This window comes from Mucilaginibacter sp., from assembly GCF_965200995.1.
Classification (GTDB): domain Bacteria; phylum Bacteroidota; class Bacteroidia; order Sphingobacteriales; family Sphingobacteriaceae; genus Mucilaginibacter.
The window spans coordinates 1,069,932-1,089,698 of sequence record NZ_OZ241743.1 but is presented as its reverse complement, the minus strand read 5'-3'; the positions used below and the strand labels follow the sequence as shown (position 1 = coordinate 1,089,698).

Genomic DNA, 19,767 nt, shown 5'->3' with positions numbered 1-19,767 from the left:
AATACTATAGATTAATTAATCTTCATATAAATTTGTAGTAGTAACCCATTATGTTTGAGGGAATGAGAAGAAAATTTAGTATTTGGGTTTTCCGGCTATTTATAACCGGGATATTTATTGTAGGGCTGCTGGTGATACTGGTTGTAAACCCTGCCCTTACTTATGCCCGGCAAACCCGGCTCCATAATTATATTGTCTTTCACAACAAAGATTTACCCAAAGAGGCAACCCTGCGGCTGGATGAAGCTTTTGATTTAGTAAAAGCCAGTGAAATATATAACGCTGAATTAAAACTTGATGTTTGCCTGAATGATGGAGGTACTTACAGTGCTTTAATACAACGGCTCAAAAAGCCAGCTTTTGCATGGGGGGTGTTTCATGAAGTAATCATAGGCAGCAAAGCAGATTTTCCAAATAACTACGCCGAACTATACGGGTACCAATGGAATTTGGTGCAGGTGCTGGCACATGAAATGATACACTGTTACCAATTTGACCATTTAGGGCTTTTGAATTCCAATCCGTTAGCTAATTATCCGGAATGGAAATGGGAAGGTTATCCTGAATATATTGCTCGCCGGAACTCAGATCAACAAAATCTGGTATTTAATATAGACCGGTTACAAGCTACTCAAAAAACTAACCACGATGGCTGGATAAAATTTAAGGATAGTACTGGTACTGTACTCTCTTATTATGAATACTGGTTATTAATGCAGTACTGCTTAGATGTTAAACACTTAAGCTATAAACAAGTGTTGCAGGATACATCATCAGTAAAAGAAATAAACCAGCAAATGATGAATTGGTACAAGCAGCAAAAATAGACTGCTACAGATTTTTACTTTATGCCTGCAGTTGGTTTTATCACCAACTGCTACATGCAAACCTGCGCCAGTGCAGAGCAAGCGGTATTTATTCCAATAAAACAGTCATTTATTTGCCGTTATTAGCATTTTATGGCTTTTTATAGCTTTTTATGGCAGGATATTAGCTATCAACCGCCTTACTTTTTTATCAGCAGTGGCATTATAAGGTAAAAATACAGGCTCGGCAAGCCATACCCTTGCCCTGCGGAATGTTACCCAACACCGGTTTAAGTCTTCTGAAGGGTGACTTAAACCATAATATACGACTCAGTACTCCTGTGCGTAATATGCAATGAACAAACGATAGTTGCACTTGCCGTTAAAAGTTTGTGCTATATTTAATACTGCTGCTAAAGGCGGACAGAAGTCCTTGATTTATAATCGATTAGAGTCGTCCCTTGCAGGGAAGACTTTAACCAGTGAGCACTAAAAGGACAAGGATACGAGTTGCAAACTTGCGCCAGCATAAGAGCGAACTTGTAACCATAAGTGCACGAAAAGCGTAAACAGTGCCTTTTTCTTTTAAATTTCATTAAAATCAGATAAAGAAGCGGTATTAATGAGTGTCTATGCAATAAGGCTTTGGGTGCCTCAGTTTGACAGCAGAGAGTTTTCCCTTGCCATCACTTCAGATTAAAAGGATTATTCAAAGCAGTTTTTAGTATTTGATGTCTTTGTGGTTTGCAACTCATACCTAAAATATTGCAAGTTATAAGTTTATGCCAGCAACAAAGCGATAGGTATAACCATAAACAGGCGCTATTTTAAATTTGTGATTTTTTACTTGACGTAGATATAGGTAATGTACTGCTGCCTGCTTTTTTTACATCTGAGTTTAAAAGAAAATATGAGCCCCTCTACAAATAAAACCAGCCATTGCAATGCAATGGCTGGTTAAAATTATTGATGAATTGTTATTGCCCCAAAATGCTTTTGGCAATGCGGGTCTGCTGTTCGTCGGCCTGCTTGGCCTCGTCAAGGCATGCCTGCATTTCTTGCTGGGCCTGGCTCAGGCCGGCTGCCGAGGCGTAGCTTAACTGGGTGCCAAAGGCGCCAATCCAATAGTGAATGGCCAATTGCCCGCTGGCAATAATGCCTAAATCGCGACTGTCATCATCGGCGGCCTGCTGCCTTATTTTCTTGCTTACCTCGTAATGCGCTTTTAATATTTCATTGTCCTGGTCGGCATTGCCTCCAGCTTCCTGCAAACCGCGGTCGATGCGCTGCGCCCATACTTTAGATTGCTCATTACCCTTTTCAAGCGCCTGTTTCAGTTCCTCATTCTTCACATCGCCCTGAATTTCACCGGTAGCCTGTGAAGCTACGTTACTTCCTGCCTTCATAGCTGCAAAGCCTTGCTTAATCAATTCTTTTAATCCTTGCTCTTCCATGGTTAATTTGTTTAATGTTTAGTTAGCTACTGTAGATTTAATAGTACTTAGTGCGCTAATTATTAAATTCAACACGCTATCAATAGTTAAGTTTTTTTCTTTTAGATTTATTTTTTATATTAATTTATGTAAGCAGCTTTTCGATCTGCTGTGTCACCACCGGAAGCGCAGTTAACTTAAATACTATCGAGCCTTATACGGATGCTATTGCTGTAAAAGTCAAATAAAATACGAACTACAAATCAGGAGGCCTGTCTACTTGTAAGAATAAAACCATACGTTTGAATTGCTAAATTTTATATGATCAAGCCCGTTTCTATAAACGAATACCTGCAACCGGCAGGGGGTCCGCCGCTGCTTGATGTGCGTACGCCTGCCGAGTTTGCGCACGGGCATGTACCCGGCGCTTTTAACTTGCCGCTGTTCAGCAACGAGGAGCGGGTAAGCGTGGGCACTACCTATAAACAGGTAAGCCGGGAGGAAGCAATTTTGCTGGGCTTCGAGCTGACCGGTTCCAAGTGGGCCGGTTTCATCCGCCAGGCGCTGGCAATTGCGCCTGATAAACAGGTGGCGGTACATTGCTGGCGGGGCGGTATGCGCAGCGGGGCCATGGCATGGGCGCTTAACTTATATGGGTTTGAGGTGCAGCTGATAGAGGGCGGTTATAAACAATACCGTAACTGGGTGCATCAGCGGTTTGCGCAAGACTATCATCTGCAAATACTGGGTGGCATGACCGGCTCTGGTAAAACCCGTATTCTGCATGAATTGCGCAAACTGGGCGAGCAGGTAGTTGACCTGGAGGAGCTGGCGCAGCATCAGGGTTCATCCTACGGCAGCAAGAATCTTCTGGTGCAGCCCAGCCAGGAACAATTTGAAAATAACCTGGCAGAACAACTGGCGGCCTTGGATGCATGCAAACGTATATGGGTAGAAGATGAAAGCATGACGGTGGGCAAATGCATTATCCCACCGCCGTTGTGGCGGCAAATACGGGATGCCCCTTTGCTGCACCTCAATGTAGATATACACCAGCGCATTACCTCACTGGCTGCCGAGTACGGTGTATTGGATAAGGATTTTCTGATCGAGGCTACCGGGCGCATCCAAAAACGGCTGGGGCCGGAGCAAACCCGCCGGGCGGTACAGGCTATTCAAGAAGACCGGATGGAAGATTTTGTACGGCTGGCGCTGGTATACTACGATAAAACTTACCGTACCGGCCTCGGCAAACGCAATGCCGGGCAGGTGCAATCGCTTGATGTATCGGGCCTGGACGCCGCTGCAAATGCCCGGCAGATTTTAGCCGCAATACCTGCATCGGCTCATCAAACTTTATAACTATAATGGAAACCCAGATAAAACTTACACAATACTCGCATGGTGCGGGCTGCGGCTGCAAAATCAGTCCGGCTATTTTAGATAAAATACTGCATAGCCCGATAGCCGCCACGCCGGATGCCCGGCTGCTGGTAGGCAATGATACACGCGATGATGCCGCCGTGCTGGATATGGGTAATGGTACGGCCCTTATCTCCACCACCGATTTTTTTATGCCCATTGTGGATGATGCCTATGATTTCGGGCGCATTGCCTCGGCCAATGCCATCAGCGATGTATATGCCATGGGGGGCAAACCGGTACTGGCCATTGCTATTTTGGGCTGGCCGATAGATAAACTGCCACCTGAGGCAGCCCAAAAGGTGCTGGAAGGCAGCCGTGCCATCTGTGCCGAGGCCGGTATCACCCTGGCAGGCGGCCACAGCATCGACTGCCCCGAACCGGTATTTGGTTTGGCTGTAAATGGTATCGTCAATATTCCGCAGCTTAAGCGTAATGCTACGGCTACCATTGACTGCCGGCTTTATCTTACCAAGTCGCTGGGCGTAGGTATCCTGTCTACCGCGCAAAAGCGCGGACTGTTACTACCGGATGATGCCGCCGTTGCCCTGAAAAGCATGACCACCCTGAACAAACTGGGCGAGGTATGCGGGCAGCTCAACTATGTAAAAGCCATGACGGATGTAACCGGTTTCGGCCTGCTGGGCCACCTGGCCGAAATGTGCGAAGGCAGCGGCCTGGCAGCTGAGATAGAATTTGACAAAGTTCCGGTGATCGCTTCATTGCCGCATTACCTGCAGCAGGGGTGCTTTCCGGGCGGTACCCAGCGCAACTGGAGCAGCTACGGGCAAAAAGTAAGCCCGGTAACTGATGAGCAGCGGTACATTCTGGCCGACCCGCAAACCAGCGGCGGCCTGCTGATAGCCGTTGAAAAAGCGCATACATCAAGCTTTGAAGCGGCAATGCAGCAGCAGGGCCATGCCTTCAGGGCTTTTGGCAGGCTTATGCCGCAAAAGGAAGGGAAGCCATTAATCAGGATAATATAGTTTCACGGAAGGCAGTTATCAGTTATACAATCAACACAAGCATATACTATTCAGATGATGAACACAATAAAATTATTTACAAGCTTGCTGATGCTGGTTATGCTGTTGGCAGTGCAGCAAAGCCAGGCGCAAACGCATCAACAGCAACTTGTGTTGGGTGCAGAGGTGCCTTGGGGTAAAAATGAACTGATCAGCCCTGCTGAACTGGCAGCCCGCCTTAAAAATAAACCGGGCAGCGCTCCTGTAATTTTAAATATGGGCGTGGTAGAAGATATACCGGGCGCGCAGCACATTGGCCCTGTAACCGATAAAGCAAACGCAGTTAAATTAAAAAAGCTGCTGGCAACTGTGCCGAAATCAGCTGAAGTATTAGTGTATTGCGGCTGTTGCCCATTTGCCAAATGCCCCAATATCCGGCCTGCTTACACCGCATTAAAAGCACAGGGCTATACGTACGTTAAGGTTCTTGATCTGCCGGATAACTTACAGAAGAACTGGGTTGCCAAAGGTTACCCGGTTGTAAAGCAGCCTTAAATTATACAATCGGCAAAATGTCTACTTACCTAACCCAGTAACTGTACCAAACAAGGGCAGCCTGAATTTAACATCTGCGTTCAATATCTTTTTCCCACCTTTGCACCAATAAAACTTTTAGTTATAGGCTATAACACAGTTCTTTTTATGCTGAATTATTCTCTTTCACAAGTTCCTGACCGTACGTTAAAACCGCGCAGCAGCGGCCTTACCATGGTAATGGATAAAGGCTTAAGCCTGCGCCAGGCCGAAGATTTTATCGAGGTATCCGGCATCCATACTGACTTGATTAAATTAGGCTGGGCTACCTCTTATGTTACCCCAAATTTGGGCGATAAACTTAAATTATATGAAGAGGCTGGCATTCCCGCTTATTTTGGCGGTACCCTGTTCGAAGCCTTTATTATCCGTAACCAGTTTGATGATTACCGCCGTTTGCTGGACAAGTACCAAATGCAATATGCCGAAGTATCGGATGGTTCCATCACTATTCCGCACGACGAAAAATGTGCTTATATCAGCAGACTAAGTCAGCAGGTAACAGTGATATCAGAAGTGGGCTCGAAGGATGTGCAGAAGATTTTTGCCCCTTATAAATGGATACATCTGATTAAGGCTGAAATGGAAGCCGGCTCATGGAAGATAATAGCCGAAGCCCGCGAAAGCGGCAACGTTGGCATTTACCGCGATTCGGGCGAGGTAAGGCAGGGTTTGATCGATGAGATTTTAACCCAGATACCGCAGGAAGACCTGATTTGGGAAGCGCCGCAAAAAGCGCAGCAGGTATGGTTTATCAAACTATTGGGTGCTAACGTAAATCTGGGCAACATCGCCCCGTTCGACCTCATCCCGCTGGAAACCCTGCGGCTGGGACTGCGCAGCGATACTTTTGACCATTTTTTAAATCAATGAACCGGCTTGGCTGTTAGAAAATAAACAGGTGTCGTTGCCTTTTTAATTTAACCGCATGAAAAAGTACGGATTGGTAGGTTACCCGCTGTCGCATTCGTTTTCCAAAAAATATTTTACCGAAAAGTTTGAAAAGGAAAGCATTAGTAACGCTGCTTATGAACTTTACCCGTTGGAGCACATCGGCGAGTTACCGGCTTTACTGCAGCAGGAAAAAGACCTGTGCGGGCTTAATGTAACCGTACCCCACAAAGTGAGTGTACTGCCGCATCTGGACTGGATGAGCGAATACGCCAAAGAAATAGGCGCAGTTAACTGTATACGTATCTCCTCCATGAGTCCGGTAGCGGCGGCATTGTCGGGCGAGGTGGGCATACAAGGTAAAGAGTATGTTTTGGAAGGGTTTAATACCGATGCCTACGGCTTCGAGATGTCGTTGAAGCCGTTGCTGAAAGCCCGCCACAACCGTGCGCTTATCTTAGGTGATGGGGGGGGGGCGAGGGCAGTAAAGTACATCCTGGGTACCTTAAATATTGCCTTTACTTCAGTAACGCGCAAACCTGCTGAGCACCGGATTACCTTTGAGCAGCTTACCCCGGCGCAGGTGGGCAGCCACATGCTGATCATCAACACTACGCCGCTGGGTACCTCACCTGATGTGGACGAATGCCCCAACATCCCTTACGAGGCTATTACCGAAGACCATTTGCTGTTCGATATGATTTATAACCCGGAGGAAACCCTGTTTCTGAAAAAAGGTAAAGAACAGGGGGCAAACATAAAAAATGGCTACGAAATGCTGATATTGCAGGCCGAAAAATCATGGGAAATCTGGAATTCCAAAGAAAAGCATCCGTAAGCCGCCTTGTCTCTTTACTGGCTGGCATCATGATGTGGTGCCTTTCATCATGCGGAGGCGATGCCGATTATTCGCCCAAGCCGAGGGGATATTACCGTATTGTATTCCCGCAGCACAGTTACCGGCTGTATGATACCGGTTGCCCTTATACTTTCGAATATCCCAAATATGCCGCTATTGAGCCGGACAAAGATCCACGGGCCAAACCCTGCTTTATCAACGTACAGTTTCCGCAGTTCAAGGCTACCCTGCATCTTACTTACGAGGCGGTAACTTCAAAGACGCAGTTTGACAAGCTGATTGAATACGCTCACAAATTCGCCTTCAAGCATACGGTTAAGGCCACTGGTATTGACGAAGGAACCATTCATTACCCTGACCGCAAAGTATATGGTATTTATTATACCATTGATGGCAACGCGGCCTCATCTGCCCAGTTTTATCTAACCGATAGTACCCGGCATTATTTGCGCGGTGCCTTATACTTCAACTCCGAGCCCAAACTGGATTCTATACAGCCCGTGCTTGACTTTGTAAAAAAAGATGTGGCCGTAATGATCAAGAGTTTTAAATGGAAGTAAGGTGTTGGCTGCTTTTTCTTCCTGATTGCTGTATTTAGCGGCTGATATGGTACTTCTACCCGGCATATCTGCACAAAAGTTTTACAAAAACATTATGTAATTGCAGTAAATAGGCAGTTTAATGGCATTTAGTTAGTGTGATGGTTTGCTACATTTGTTTAAAATACAATAACATCAACTATTATGCAGCCTATAGGTATATTTCATGAGCATCCGGACTGGTTTAAGCCGCTTTTTGCCGGGCTTGATAAAAAAGGATTGCCTTATACATCCATTAATCCTACGCAGCACCGTTTTGCCATTGAAGAAGGCAAGCCGGAATTTTCTTTATTTTTTAATCGCATGAGCCCTTCGGCTTACCTGCGCGATGGTATACAGGGCACATTTTATACGCTTAATTACCTAAAGCACCTGGAAAACCACGGCATCCGGGTAATTAACGGCTACAAAGCCTTTACCTACGAAACTTCAAAGGCGCTGCAAATGATACTGATGCAAAAGTTAGGCATCAAGTACCCGAAATCGAGGGTAGTGAACCATGTGTCGCAGATTGAGGCCGCTACCGAAGGATTACGGTTTCCGATTGTGGTAAAGGCCAACATCGGTGGCAGTGGCGCAGGTATCGAAAAATTTAACTCAGTAGCAGAAATCCGCGAAGCCATCAGCAACAATCAGATTGATTTCGGGGTGGATCATACCGCATTGGTGCAGGAATTTATTCCGGCCCGAGGCGGCTATATTACCCGTGTAGAAACGCTGGGCGGCAAATATTTATATGCCATCAGGGTATATACCAATGGCGAAAGTTTTAACCTGTGCCCGGCCGATATTTGCCAGACCACCACGGGGCAGGACCTGGTGCGTAATGCCTGCGCACTGGATGCCCCTAAAAACGGCCTGAAGGTAGAAGCCTATACCCCGCCAGCCGAAGTGATACAAAATATTGAAACGCTGGTGCAGCAAAGCGGCATTGATGTAGGCGGCATTGAGTACATGGTGGACGACCGCGACGGCGAGATCTATTACTATGATGTAAACGCACTATCCAACTTTGTGGCCGATGCCGTTAACGTAATTGGCTTTAACCCGCACGAGCGTTTGGTAGAATTCTTGGAGCAGCAGTTGGTACAGGAGACGGCGGTGGTATAACACCCATCTCAACCCTCCCCTAAAGAGAGGGTTTTAGTGCCTTTGAAATCTGATTTAACAATAAAAAATAAAACTCCCTCCCTTTAGGGGAGGGCTGGGGAGGGATTTATGAACTATGGATACTGGATGCCGGTTTTTGGCGGGTGGCTGCGCAATGTGGATGATGAAAACATGCAGCCCACCTGGGATTACACCAAGCGGTTAGCCATCAGGAGTGAGGAGATTGGGTTTGATTTGGCCCTGATTGCCGAATTGTACCTGAATGATATTAAAGGCGAGCAGGCCCCGTCGCTGGATGCGTGGTCTACCGCGGCGGCGCTGGCAGCAGTTACCCATAAGCAGGAGCTGATGGTGGCCGTGCGCCCTACCTTTCATAACCCGGCACAGTTAGCCAAACAGGCGGCCAATATTGACCATATCAGCAATGGCCGCATCTCGCTCAATGTGGTGTCTTCCTGGTGGCGTGATGAGGCGGAGAAGTATGGCATCCAGTTTGAGCAGCACGACGACCGTTACGCCCGTACCCGCGAGTGGCTGGAGGTAGTGGATAACGTGTGGAAACAGGACAACTTTAGCTTCGACGGTAAATACTACAAGGTAAACAACAATATTTTACAGCCCAAGCCGGTATCGCAGCCTCGACCTAAAATTTATGCCGGTGGCGAATCTGAAGCGGCAAAGGATTTAATTTCTTCTACCTGCGATGGCTATGTAATGCACGGCGACTCGCCGGAAATGATTGGCCGCCGCATAAACGATTTACGCGAGCGCCGGGATAAGAAAGGCCTGCCGCCGATGACGTATGGCGTAGCCGCCTACAGCATCATCCGCAATAGCGAGCAGGAGGTAAAACAGGAGTTTGACCGCATCACTAACGTAAAGGAAGGCAGTTCCGGATACAAAAATTACCAGCAATGGCTATCTGGCACACAGTTAGAGCAGCAGGTATCTTTACAGGATTACTCAGTATCTAACCGGGGCCTGCGCACCGGCCTTGCCGGTACGCCGTGGCAGGTACAGGACCGCATTGCCGAGTTTGAGAAGGCAGGCGTGGATTTCTTTCTGCTGCAATGCAGCCCGCAACTGGAGGAAATGGAACGCTTTGCCGAGCACATTATCCAAGCAGGTGTAAGCGCCTGATGGGAATAACACAAATTAAGATATTTGAATAATCAAGCCGTCATCTCGACCTTTCTGCTGCTGACCGGTCGCCTGAAGAAGATTTCTCCCTGCGGTCGAAATGACATGCTTTAAAATAGCTTGAGGCAGCCTATATCTTTCAAATCTATTCACCATGAAAAATAAGTTTTATAATATCACCTTAGCTACAGTTGTTATCCTGCTGTCAACATTATCCGGCTATGCGCAGCAAACCAAGGGTACCGATATAGAATATTACCAGATCAGTGTATATCACACTTCATCACAGCAGCAGTTGGATTCACTGAGCCGTTATTTGCAACAAAGCTATGTACCTGCGCTGCACCGGGCAGGTTTCAGCAAGGTAGGTGTTTTTATGCCGCTGGCTAATAATACCAGTGCCGATAAGCAGATTGTACTATGGATGCCCTTTACTGCCTTAGCCCAGCTAAATAAGGTCAGTTACAATGCAGTTGCTCCTCATTATGCCAGGCTCGAAAATATTCTGCTTTCAGCCTTTCCTAAAGCACCGCATTATCAGTTACCTAATTTAAGCGGCCCGGCTGCTGCACATATTTTTGAATTGCGTAGCTACGAAAGCCCAACTGAAGAACGCTATCTGTCTAAAGAGAAAATGTTCAATAAGGGCAATGAGGTTGACCTGTTTGCCCGGCTCGGCTTTAACGCGGTGTTTTATGCACGGGTAATGGTCGGCAGCCGGATGCCCAACCTGATGTACCTCACCAGCTTTAACAGCCAGCAGGCACATGATGAACACTGGAAAGCCTTTGGCGATGATGCCGAGTGGAAGAAGCTATCGGGCTTGCCTGAGTATCAGAAGAATGTGAACATGGCGGATATTATGCTGATGCACCCGGCTGCATATTCAGACATTCGCTGATTATATTCTACTTGCCACAGTACCGTGCGATGAACTGATCGGCCCGGTTACTGCCAATGTTACGGATGAATTGCCAGGTTTCGCAGGCGCCTTCCTTATCCCCCTGGCGTTGCCTGGCATCAGCTTGCTCCAGTACATTGGTAATAAAGTCTTCGTCGTAACCCAGCTGTGTTTTCAGCCGGTCAATGTAAGCCTGCCTGGAAGTATCAGCCTTACCCGCATATTTATTTTTGTAATAATTCGTAACGGCATTTTCCTGCTCCTGCCTTAACTGGTAATTTTGTATGGCCTGCGCCGAACTAACTTGGTTTGCCCGTGTACAGCGTGCATAGTCGGGCGTAAAGGTTACCGGCAGTACTAAGGTAGCGTTGCCCTCATAGCCTTGCGGCAATGCCCATTTTCCCGAGGTCATTCTTACTACCCGCCTGGCTTCGTCATCCAGGTCAATACCTAAACCTTGTTGTACAGTTACGTCATATACCTTACCTGCACTGTTCAGTTTGAAAGCCACCCGTATAGTGCCGCCAATGCAATATTGCCTTGAATAGTCGGGGTAAATAATATTTTTTGTCAGGTAAGTATCCAGTGCGCCTGCACCCCCTTTAAACTGTGGCTGTGCCAGCACGCAAAAGGGCAGCAGCCACATCCATAAACTATAAATCAGCTTTTTATACATCATAACTCCGGCCAGATCATTATCAGGCCAACAATTAATTTAACGGATAGTTGCGGTATTAAATTGCAGAACCAGCTCCGGGTTAGGTATGTTCTGTAAATAGCTTTCTTTTTCTGAATAGCGGCATACGCCGGGATAATCGCCGCTATGGCCCTGCAAATTAAATACCAGTTGAAAATGCAGGTGCGGCGGCCAGCCGCCGTTTTCGGCAGCCTGCCCAAAGGCGCCTATGCGCTGGCCTTTAGTCACCAGCATCTCGGCATGTAAACCGGTTAAGCTATCGCTGGTTAAATGGCCGTAAAGGCTGTACAGTATCAGGCCATCTAAATTGTGCTGCAAAATAATGGTTGGGCCGTAATCGCCAAAGTGATTGTTGTTTTGAAAGCTGTGTACCTGTCCTTCCAGCGGTGCATATACAGGCGTACCGGCCGGCCCCCATATATCAGTGCCTAAATGCAGGCGGCGCGGCTCACCATCAGTGTTAAAATGTGTACTGCGGGCATACAGGGTGCGGTGCTCCATATAGCCGCCAATACCATAGCGGCAGCCGCTGTAAGCCAGTTCACTATTTATCCAGGCACTGAACAGCGCCGTATTGGCTACCACCTCAGCCGAAAGGCGGGTGTTGGCAGCTGTGAAATTAAATGGTAAAAGGCAGTCGGTATCAGCGTTAAAGTCTACCACCTTACCTGTTTTACACGGATGGCTTTTCAGATAAGCTTCGAGCTGACGGTGCCGGTTACTTTCAGGATTCAGCTCCATTCTGCTGATCTTCTTTATGAATTTTGTCGAAGATTTTATCTATCCGTTCTACATACTCGTTGGTATCATCCACAAAAAATTCCAGTTGAGGAATTACCCTTACCTGATCTTTGATACGGGCACCTAACTTATACCGGATCTCGGAAGCATGGGATTTTACCGTTTGCAGCGCCTGCTGTGTATTGGTATTATTAAAAAAGCTTAAAAATACGCGGGCAATAGCCAAATCCGGCGTTACCCTCACCTTGGTGATGGTAACCAGTGTATTAGGCAGAAAGCTCATGCCCTCGCGCTGAAATATTGCGGCCAGATCCTGCTGAATGACACCGGCAAATTTTTGCTGACGTTTTGATTCCATAGTAGTTAATTAACGAAATGCAGCCCCCCTGGTTTCTGCTGCATCATAATAATAGGTAGTATTGAAGTAGCAGGGCCGTATTAATTACACTCCTGGGGAATTTCGCGGGTAATTTTTATCAGTTTGTGTACCACCAGGGTAGTATCATACTCTGAGCCTTTACCTTCCTTGCCCGATGGTATTTTTTCGCCCTCTACTTCTACATATACCGGCTCGTATGGTTTCTCAAAGCCCATACCGGCATATTCCATCTCCAGCCGGTTCGATTTATCTTCTACCCAATACTCATGGTCGCTGCTGCAATCTTTAAATGATTTTACTTCGGGCCCGAAACTGTACAATCCTTTATGCACATCTTTTGCCGTACTGTTGTTACCGCTGCGGTTGCAGGCGCCACAAGCCATCAGTGTCACCAATAATCCTATACAATAAACATGCTTTACCTGCATACGCTGCAAATTTATAATTCCTGCTTAATATCATCTAACCCTTTTACACTTAAACGTGCACTAATGCCCGATGCCAGCGCCGAGATACCAGTTACCGTAAACAGTACCAGTATAAAATCAGTAACTTTAAGGTGGACGGGATAGGCGTTAATCACCATCAAGGAGCCGCTCATTTTAATAAAGCCAAAGTACTGCTGCAGCAGGCAGAAGATAAGCCCCAGCGCCATCCCTGTTAAGCAGCCTACCATGGAAATAAGCATTCCTTCCGAAAAAAATATACCTTGTATCAGGCCCTTGCCTGCGCCCAAACTGCTCAGTATGGCAATATCCTTCCGCTTATCAATCACCAGCATGGTTAACGAGCCGATGATGTTAAAAATAGCAATTATCAGCACAAAGGTAAGAATCAGAAACACCGCCCATTTCTCGGAGCCTAAAATCTTATACAGCAATGTGTTTTGCTCATAGCGGTTCTTTACCGTAAACTGCTTGCCAATACGGGCCTTTAATTCTTTTTCCACCGCGCGGAGGCGGGTGCCTTTTTTAAAGTTCAGTTCCAGTGAAGATACTTGGTTGGGTTCGCCCAGCAGGTTACGGGCAAACTCAATCGGTGTAATCATTTGGTCGTCAAAGTCCTGCTGCACCGCAAAGATACCGGAAGGATCAATGTAGCCAATCACGAAATCATCGGCCGGGTTAATGCTGTTGCCGCTGCTGTTGCGGTTGGGCGAAAATACCTGTAGCTGCGTAAGCGGATCGTTAATGTTTGTCCCTAGGCTCGCTTGTACCGTAGCGCCGATAACGGCATACTGATGCTCGTTGGCCTTTAAGGTGAACGAACCTGCTACAATGATATTGTCTAACTGGGTATTCTTCAGCAAATCATCACTTACCCCTTTTATAGTGCCAATAAACTGCCGGTTGTTGTATTTAATCAGCGCTTTTTCTTCCAGTACCTGGGTAAGGGAAAATACCCTTGCATCTTTACGCAGGCTGTTAAAATAAGGTGTATTAGGGTTGAAGGTTTTACCGGTGCGCGGCTCAATTTTAAGTTCGGGCGTAAAGTTGCTGTACAGCGAAAGGATCTCGGTTTCGAACCCGTTGAATACCGACAGGATAATGACCAGCGCTGCACTGCCAATTAACACTCCGGCCATAGATATGCCGGAAATGATATTGATGGCATGCATCTTTTTGCCTGAAAAAAGATACCGCCGGGCGATATACAGTGAGGTGTTCAAAACAGCGGGCCGTTAATGAGTTGTGTTGTGTAAGATACTAAAAAAACGGATTATGCTGCTTTTCGTAGCCTATGGTGGTTTCCGGGCCGTGGCCGGGATATACCGTAATATCATCAGGCAGCACGAACAGTTTGGTTTTAATATTGCTGATGAGCTGCTGATGGTTGCCGCCCGGTAAATCGGTGCGGCCAACGCTGTTCCTGAATAGCACATCGCCGCCCGCCAGCCACTGATCTGCGGCGCTGTAAAAGCACAGATGCGCCGGTGAATGGCCGGGCGCAAAAATCAGTTCCAGTGTGGTATTACCAAAATGCACGGTGCCGGTTTCGGGCAGGTATGCATCAGGCAAAGGTGATAGTTCGTAGCGTATTCCGCTTTGTTCGGCCCACACCGGCATGGCCTCCAGCACCTGAAGCTCCCCCTCGTGAAACTGCGGCTTGAGGCCATATTGCTGAAATATAAACTGGTTGCCCAGCACGTGGTCAATATGGCAATGGGTATTCAACAGTAATACCGGTTTCAACTGATTCTGTTTAATAAAATTTACTACTGTATTCTGCTCGGCCGCGGTGTACATGCCGGGGTCGATAATAGCACACTCGCCGGTTTCGTCATATACGAGGTAAGTGTTTTCCTGGTAGGGGTTATTAGGGAATGCTTGTAGGGTAGCCATTAAGCAAAGGTAAACGTTGCTTTGACGTTAGCAATTAAGACAATAAAATTATACGGTATTTACCTTAAGGATAATGCGCTTTGGCTGCTCACCATATATGTAGTATAAATATCTTATATAGCAATATTGTCTATGCCAAATAATAATTATACCTTAACACACCAATTATACCTTTTTTCTATGCTTCACAAATTTGCACCTGTGTTGGGGCTGTGTTTTATGCTTTTTTGTGCGCCGATTACCCATGCACAAAATATTGCCGCTGTAAGCAGCCCGGCTGATACTGTACTGGCTAATTATTATCACCAAGCCATAGGCTATTCATCGGGTTTGTACAGCGGCATCGAATACAAGCCACACTCCCCGGTAATTACTGGTATCCCGTTTTATGCAAGTAATAACTGGGTTAAAGGCACAGTGATTTATAATGATGTAGCTTATAACGATGTGTTAATGAAGTATGATTTGGTTGATGATCAGTTAATTGCCCTGCTTTATAATCAGGCACTGCCCTATGTGCTTAACCAAAGCAAGGTACGTGCGTTTGATTTGGCTAATCATCACTTTGTATATGCTGTAAAGGATAGTTTGCAGAAACAATCTTTTACTGACGGCTATTACGAGCAATTGTACAATGGCAAAACGATGGTACTGGCGCGTTATGAAAAAAAGATCCTGGAATCGGGCAACGCTACCTCCCTGGAAAGCAAGTATGACGACCGCACGCGGTACTACATCAAGAGCCAGGGTTTGTATTATGCGGTAAGCAGTAACGGTTCAGTTGCCAATGCCCTGGCTGATAAGAAAAAGCTGATACAGCAATATTTGAAAAGCAACCATATCAAAATCAATAAAAATTCGCCTGATGCTTTAGTGCAGGTAGCTACCTATTATGATACCTTAACCAACTGATATGAAGCAACTTTACCTTATCATATTCTTATTGCTTACCGGCTTTGCACTACAAGCACAAAGCAACATGGATAAACCTGTTTCCGCCAGCTTTACCCAGGCACATGTTGAAGAGTTTGTAACCACGCTGGAAAGGCAAACCGGTTATCATTTTTATTATGACCCGATTGGGTTTGATAGTTTGCGGATTACCCTTCAGGTAAATGCCCGGCCTTTAACCGAAGTACTGCGTTTGGCTTTTGCCAGTACCACTTATCATTATGCTATTGCCGGCGACCAGGTGTTTTTAACTAAAGGCCAGCAAATAAGTACCGAACTGGCGGCCGGTTATTTTGGTACGCAGCCTGCTGCTGAATCTAATGCCAATGCGATAAATTTCAATACTGGTAATGCCAAAGAAGCTGTACGCGCCACTACAGAAAATAAAGTATATACGGTAGGGATAAAAACCGCTGATTTTAAACCAGGCAAGGTAACATTGGCCGGTTATGTGCGCGATATTAAAACGGGCGAAGCCTTAGTAGGGGCTACCGTTTTTGAAACTGCCCTGAAAGTAGGGGCAAGTACCGACCAGTTTGGCTATTACAGCCTGAGCCTGCCCCGTGGCCGGCATATTCTAACAGCGCGTGGCCTCACTATGAAGGATGCCCGCCGGCAGATAGAGCTTTACGACGATGGCCGCCTGAACATTGATATGCAGGAACAGGTAACTACCCTGAAAGAGGTAAAAATTTCGGCAGATAAGATTGCCAATGTGCGCAGCACCGATATGGGCGTAACCCGGCTCGATATTCAGGACATTAAGCAGGTACCCACAGCGTTTGGTGAGCCTGATGTATTACGCGTAGTAACTACCCTGCCCGGTGTACAAACGGTGGGCGAGGCCACTACCGGCTTCAACGTGCGCGGCGGCTCGGCAGACCAGAACCTGATTTTGCTGAATGATGCTACTATTTATAATCCGGCGCACTTTTTTGGTTTCTTTTCCTCTTTCGACCCGGACATTGTAAAGAGTGTGGAATTGTATAAGAGCAGCATTCCAGAAAAGTACGGAGGCCGCTTATCATCAGTATTAGAGGTGATCAACCGCGAAGGCAATAAGAATAAATTTACCGGCTCGGCCGGTATTGGTTTAATTACCAGCCGCTTAAATATAGAAGGGCCGATTGACTCAGGCAAAACCTCCTTTATTTTTGGCGGGCGTACTACCTATGCCAACTGGCTGCTTAACCTGCTGCCCAAAGAATATAAAAACAGCAGCGCCTCCTTTTATGATCTGAGCCTGGGCATCAGCCATCAGATTAACGAGAAAAACAATATTTATTTTAACGGCTACTTTAGCTCCGATGCTTTCAGGCTGAACAGCGATACGACTTATGCTTATGGTAACCGCAACTTTTCGCTTAAATGGAAGCATAACTTTAATAATAAATTTTACGGTGTGTTTACCGCTGGAACCGACCGTTACCAGTACAGCATTGCCGATGCCGGTAACAGCGTAGAAGCTTACAAGTTAAAGTTTGATGTAAACCAAACCTTTGTTAAAGCCGACTTTAACTACTACCTGAGCCGTAAGCATACCCTTACCATGGGCCTGAGCTCGCTGCTGTATAAGCTGCATCCCGGCGACCAGCAGCCTGTGGGCGCCAACTCATTGGTGGTGCCGGTAACCATAGCTGCCGAGCAGGCGCTGGAAAGCGCTGCCTATATTGGTGACAATTACGAGGTGACCGATAAACTGTCACTTAGCCTTGGCCTGCGTTACTCTATGTTCAATTATTTAGGGCCCAAAAAGGTTAATGAGTATGCCCCCGGCCTGCCACGGCAAACTGTTAACCTGGTAGATAGTGTAAATTATGCAAGCGGAAAAGTAATTCATACTTACCAGGGCCCTGAAATAAGGGTATCAGCGAGATATTTGGTTACCGATGAATTTTCAATAAAGGCCAGCTATAATACACTACGCCAGTACATTCACCTAATTTCCAATACTACCGCCATTTCGCCAACTGATGTATATAAATTAAGCGATCCTAATATTAAGCCGCAGTTTGGACAGCAGGTATCGCTTGGATTTTATAAAAATTTTAGTTCCAATACTATCGAAACTTCGGTGGAGGTTTATTATAAGAAGATAAAGGATTACTTGGATTATCGCAGCGGCGCTGTACTGGTACTCAACCCGCATTTGGAAACAGATGTGCTTTCCACACAGGGTAAAGCTTACGGCGCCGAATTTTTGCTGCGCAAAAATGCAGGCAAACTGAACGGCTGGATGAGTTATACCTACTCGCGTACCTTTTTAAAGCAAAATGATGTTAATGAAGGCGAACTGATTAACGGCGGCGCATATTATCCGGCCAATTATGATAAGCCGCATAGTTTTAACTTTACCGGTAACTTCAAATTCAGCCACCGGTACAGTGCTTCGTTAAATGTAGTATACAGCACCGGCCGGCCTATTACCCTGCCTTTATCTAAATATCAATATGCAGGCTCGGAGCGCGTGTATTACTCTGACCGTAATGCGTATCGCATACCGGACTACTTCCGCAGCGATTTCTCAATCAACCTCGAAGGCAACCACCGGGTACATCAAACATTCCATAATTCGTGGTCATTCGGCGTATATAATCTTACCGGGCGGCAAAATGCTTACTCTACCTATTTTACAGAGCAGGGTGGAGCCATCAACGGCTACAAGCTGTCCATATTTGCCAAGCCTATACCGTTCATTAACTATAACATCCGGTTTTGATGAAAGGTAAACTAATTATATTATTAATGATAATACTTGCCGGTATGAGCTGCAAAACAGCTTATACGCCACCTGCCATCACGTCGCCAGCCAGTTACCTGGTGGTGGAGGGTACCATAATTACCGGCAGTATAGATTCTACCATTTTTAAGCTAAGTCATACCGTAAATATATCCGGCAAAGATACATCAGCAGCAGAAACCGGCGCACAGGTAGCAGTGCAGGATGAAGCCGGCAGGTCTTACACTTTAACGGACAATGGCAGTGGCAAATATGTTGCTGCACCGCTGAATTTGCCATTAAGTGGCAAGTACCGACTCCAGGTAAAACGCCGTAATGGTAACACTTATCAGTCGGATTATGTGCAGGCTAAAACCTCGTCACCTATAGACAGTGTAACTTACCGGGATGCGGATGAAGGATTGTATACCTATCTGTATACACACGATGCTGTTAACACTACCCGCTATTACCGGTGGGAATATCAGGAAGACTGGCAGTTTCATACCTATTATGAATCATTGTTTATTGCCGATGGCAGCCGTGTAAGGCGCCGTACTGCGGCTGAGAATGTGTATTACTGTTTTCAAACGCAGCAATCTAATGTAATTACATTAGGCAATTCCACTAAGTTAGCACAAGACATCATCACACAGCAGCCAATTACGTTTGTACGCGGGGCATCAGAAAAAGTAAATTATATTTATAGTATTGAGGTGAGGCAGTACCCGTTAACACAGGAAGCCTATATTTTTTGGCAAAATTTAAAAAAGAATACGGAGCAGTTAGGCAGCATCTTTGATGCGCAGCCTTCGCAGCTTACTGGTAATATCCATAACGTAGCTAATGCTGCTGAACCTGTTATTGGCTATATTAGTGCCGGTACTGTAGCTAAAAAACGCATTTATGTAGAAAGGTTTAAGATTAACAGAGCCTGGCTGGATGAAGAGAACAAAGGCTGTGATTTGGAAAATCTTTATAAGCCTTATGTGTACAATTCGAACGGTGAAAATCAAGTAGCTGAATATATACTTTCACACCTTGCGCTTCCACTTACAGAGTACTATAAAAATGTCGATCTCACCGGTAGAGGCTTTTCCGGTTCGCCGTTTTATTGCGGCGATTGCACCACAAGGGGTGTTACCCATAAGCCTTCATTTTGGCCATTTTAATTTTATGTCAACAATGAGCAAAAAATATATAATCATTTGTATCATC

Annotated in this window: 20 protein-coding genes; 13 read left to right on the top strand and 7 right to left on the bottom strand. The window is 46.1% G+C overall.

What is annotated here, in order from left to right; translation table 11 throughout:
* The first annotated feature begins 62 nt into the window (after positions 1–62).
* Positions 63–827, top strand: coding sequence for a hypothetical protein (locus tag ACY652_RS05245; protein WP_462266964.1), 765 nt, complete (start codon positions 63–65; stop codon positions 825–827).
* 956 nt (positions 828–1,783) lie between these two features.
* Here the strand turns inward: ACY652_RS05245 and ACY652_RS05240 are convergent.
* The gene (locus tag ACY652_RS05240) at positions 1,784–2,260 is read right to left on the bottom strand and encodes a DUF892 family protein (protein WP_462266963.1); all 477 of its coding nucleotides are present in this window, start codon (positions 2,258–2,260) and stop codon (positions 1,784–1,786) included.
* Between the two features lie 300 nt (positions 2,261–2,560).
* On the opposite strand from ACY652_RS05240, the gene mnmH reads away from it, so the two are divergent.
* The 9 genes from mnmH to ACY652_RS05195 all read left to right on the top strand — a co-directional run bounded on the left by mnmH (position 2,561) and on the right by ACY652_RS05195 (position 10,720).
* Positions 2,561–3,601, top strand: a complete 1,041-nt coding sequence (gene mnmH / locus ACY652_RS05235; RefSeq protein ID WP_462266962.1) for a tRNA 2-selenouridine(34) synthase MnmH — start codon at positions 2,561–2,563, stop codon at positions 3,599–3,601.
* 5 nt (positions 3,602–3,606) lie between these two features.
* Entirely contained in the window at positions 3,607–4,647 is a 1,041-nt protein-coding gene (selD, locus tag ACY652_RS05230) for a selenide, water dikinase SelD (RefSeq protein ID WP_462266961.1), read from the top strand.
* A 54-nt stretch (positions 4,648–4,701) separates the two neighbouring features.
* Positions 4,702–5,181: a rhodanese-like domain-containing protein gene (locus ACY652_RS05225; RefSeq protein ID WP_462266960.1), complete on the top strand. Its 480-nt coding sequence runs from the start codon at positions 4,702–4,704 to the stop codon at positions 5,179–5,181.
* Between the two features lie 147 nt (positions 5,182–5,328).
* The gene (locus ACY652_RS05220) at positions 5,329–6,093 is read left to right on the top strand and encodes a phosphosulfolactate synthase (protein WP_462266959.1); all 765 of its coding nucleotides are present in this window, start codon (positions 5,329–5,331) and stop codon (positions 6,091–6,093) included.
* Positions 6,094–6,148: 55 nt separating this feature from the next.
* The gene (locus ACY652_RS05215) at positions 6,149–6,949 is read left to right on the top strand and encodes a shikimate dehydrogenase family protein (protein ID WP_462266958.1); all 801 of its coding nucleotides are present in this window, start codon (positions 6,149–6,151) and stop codon (positions 6,947–6,949) included.
* Between the two features lie 29 nt (positions 6,950–6,978).
* Positions 6,979–7,530 (top strand): gliding motility lipoprotein GldD, encoded by a 552-nt coding sequence (gldD, locus tag ACY652_RS05210; protein WP_462268222.1) that lies wholly within the window; start codon positions 6,979–6,981, stop codon positions 7,528–7,530.
* A gap of 183 nt (positions 7,531–7,713) precedes the next feature.
* Complete coding sequence (locus ACY652_RS05205) at positions 7,714–8,679, top strand: ATP-grasp domain-containing protein (RefSeq protein ID WP_462266957.1); 966 nt, start codon at positions 7,714–7,716, stop codon at positions 8,677–8,679.
* Between the two features lie 108 nt (positions 8,680–8,787).
* Positions 8,788–9,819: an LLM class flavin-dependent oxidoreductase gene (locus ACY652_RS05200; protein ID WP_462266956.1), complete on the top strand. Its 1,032-nt coding sequence runs from the start codon at positions 8,788–8,790 to the stop codon at positions 9,817–9,819.
* A 154-nt stretch (positions 9,820–9,973) separates the two neighbouring features.
* The gene (locus ACY652_RS05195) at positions 9,974–10,720 is read left to right on the top strand and encodes an NIPSNAP family protein (RefSeq protein ID WP_462266955.1); all 747 of its coding nucleotides are present in this window, start codon (positions 9,974–9,976) and stop codon (positions 10,718–10,720) included.
* Positions 10,721–10,727: 7 nt separating this feature from the next.
* Here the strand turns inward: ACY652_RS05195 and ACY652_RS05190 are convergent, their stop codons facing one another.
* The 6 genes from ACY652_RS05190 to ACY652_RS05165 form a co-directional block, all read right to left on the bottom strand.
* Positions 10,728–11,399, bottom strand: a complete 672-nt coding sequence (locus ACY652_RS05190; RefSeq protein WP_462266954.1) for an energy transducer TonB family protein — start codon at positions 11,397–11,399, stop codon at positions 10,728–10,730.
* 36 nt (positions 11,400–11,435) lie between these two features.
* Complete coding sequence (locus tag ACY652_RS05185; RefSeq protein WP_462266953.1) at positions 11,436–12,158, bottom strand: peptidoglycan DD-metalloendopeptidase family protein; 723 nt, start codon at positions 12,156–12,158, stop codon at positions 11,436–11,438.
* Complete coding sequence (rbfA, locus tag ACY652_RS05180) at positions 12,142–12,516, bottom strand: 30S ribosome-binding factor RbfA (protein WP_462266952.1); 375 nt, start codon at positions 12,514–12,516, stop codon at positions 12,142–12,144. The genes ACY652_RS05185 and rbfA overlap by 17 nt, the downstream gene beginning before the upstream one ends.
* 80 nt (positions 12,517–12,596) lie before the next feature.
* Positions 12,597–12,965: a hypothetical protein gene (locus ACY652_RS05175; RefSeq protein WP_462266951.1), complete on the bottom strand. Its 369-nt coding sequence runs from the start codon at positions 12,963–12,965 to the stop codon at positions 12,597–12,599.
* Between the two features lie 11 nt (positions 12,966–12,976).
* A complete protein-coding gene (locus ACY652_RS05170; protein ID WP_462266950.1) occupies positions 12,977–14,206 on the bottom strand; it encodes an ABC transporter permease in 1,230 nt (409 codons plus the stop codon).
* Positions 14,207–14,243: 37 nt separating this feature from the next.
* Positions 14,244–14,879 (bottom strand): MBL fold metallo-hydrolase, encoded by a 636-nt coding sequence (locus ACY652_RS05165; RefSeq protein WP_462266949.1) that lies wholly within the window; start codon positions 14,877–14,879, stop codon positions 14,244–14,246.
* Between the two features lie 180 nt (positions 14,880–15,059).
* On the opposite strand from ACY652_RS05165, the gene ACY652_RS05160 reads away from it, so the two are divergent.
* From ACY652_RS05160 to ACY652_RS05150, 3 genes are read left to right on the top strand one after another with little or no spacing between them, the layout of a single operon-like run.
* Positions 15,060–15,791, top strand: coding sequence for a hypothetical protein (locus tag ACY652_RS05160; RefSeq protein WP_462266947.1), 732 nt, complete (start codon positions 15,060–15,062; stop codon positions 15,789–15,791).
* Between the two features lies 1 nt (position 15,792).
* Complete coding sequence (locus ACY652_RS05155) at positions 15,793–18,549, top strand: TonB-dependent receptor (RefSeq protein WP_462266946.1); 2,757 nt, start codon at positions 15,793–15,795, stop codon at positions 18,547–18,549.
* A gap of 26 nt (positions 18,550–18,575) precedes the next feature.
* Complete coding sequence (locus ACY652_RS05150; RefSeq protein WP_462266945.1) at positions 18,576–19,721, top strand: DUF4249 domain-containing protein; 1,146 nt, start codon at positions 18,576–18,578, stop codon at positions 19,719–19,721.
* The last annotated feature ends 46 nt before the right edge of the window (positions 19,722–19,767 follow it).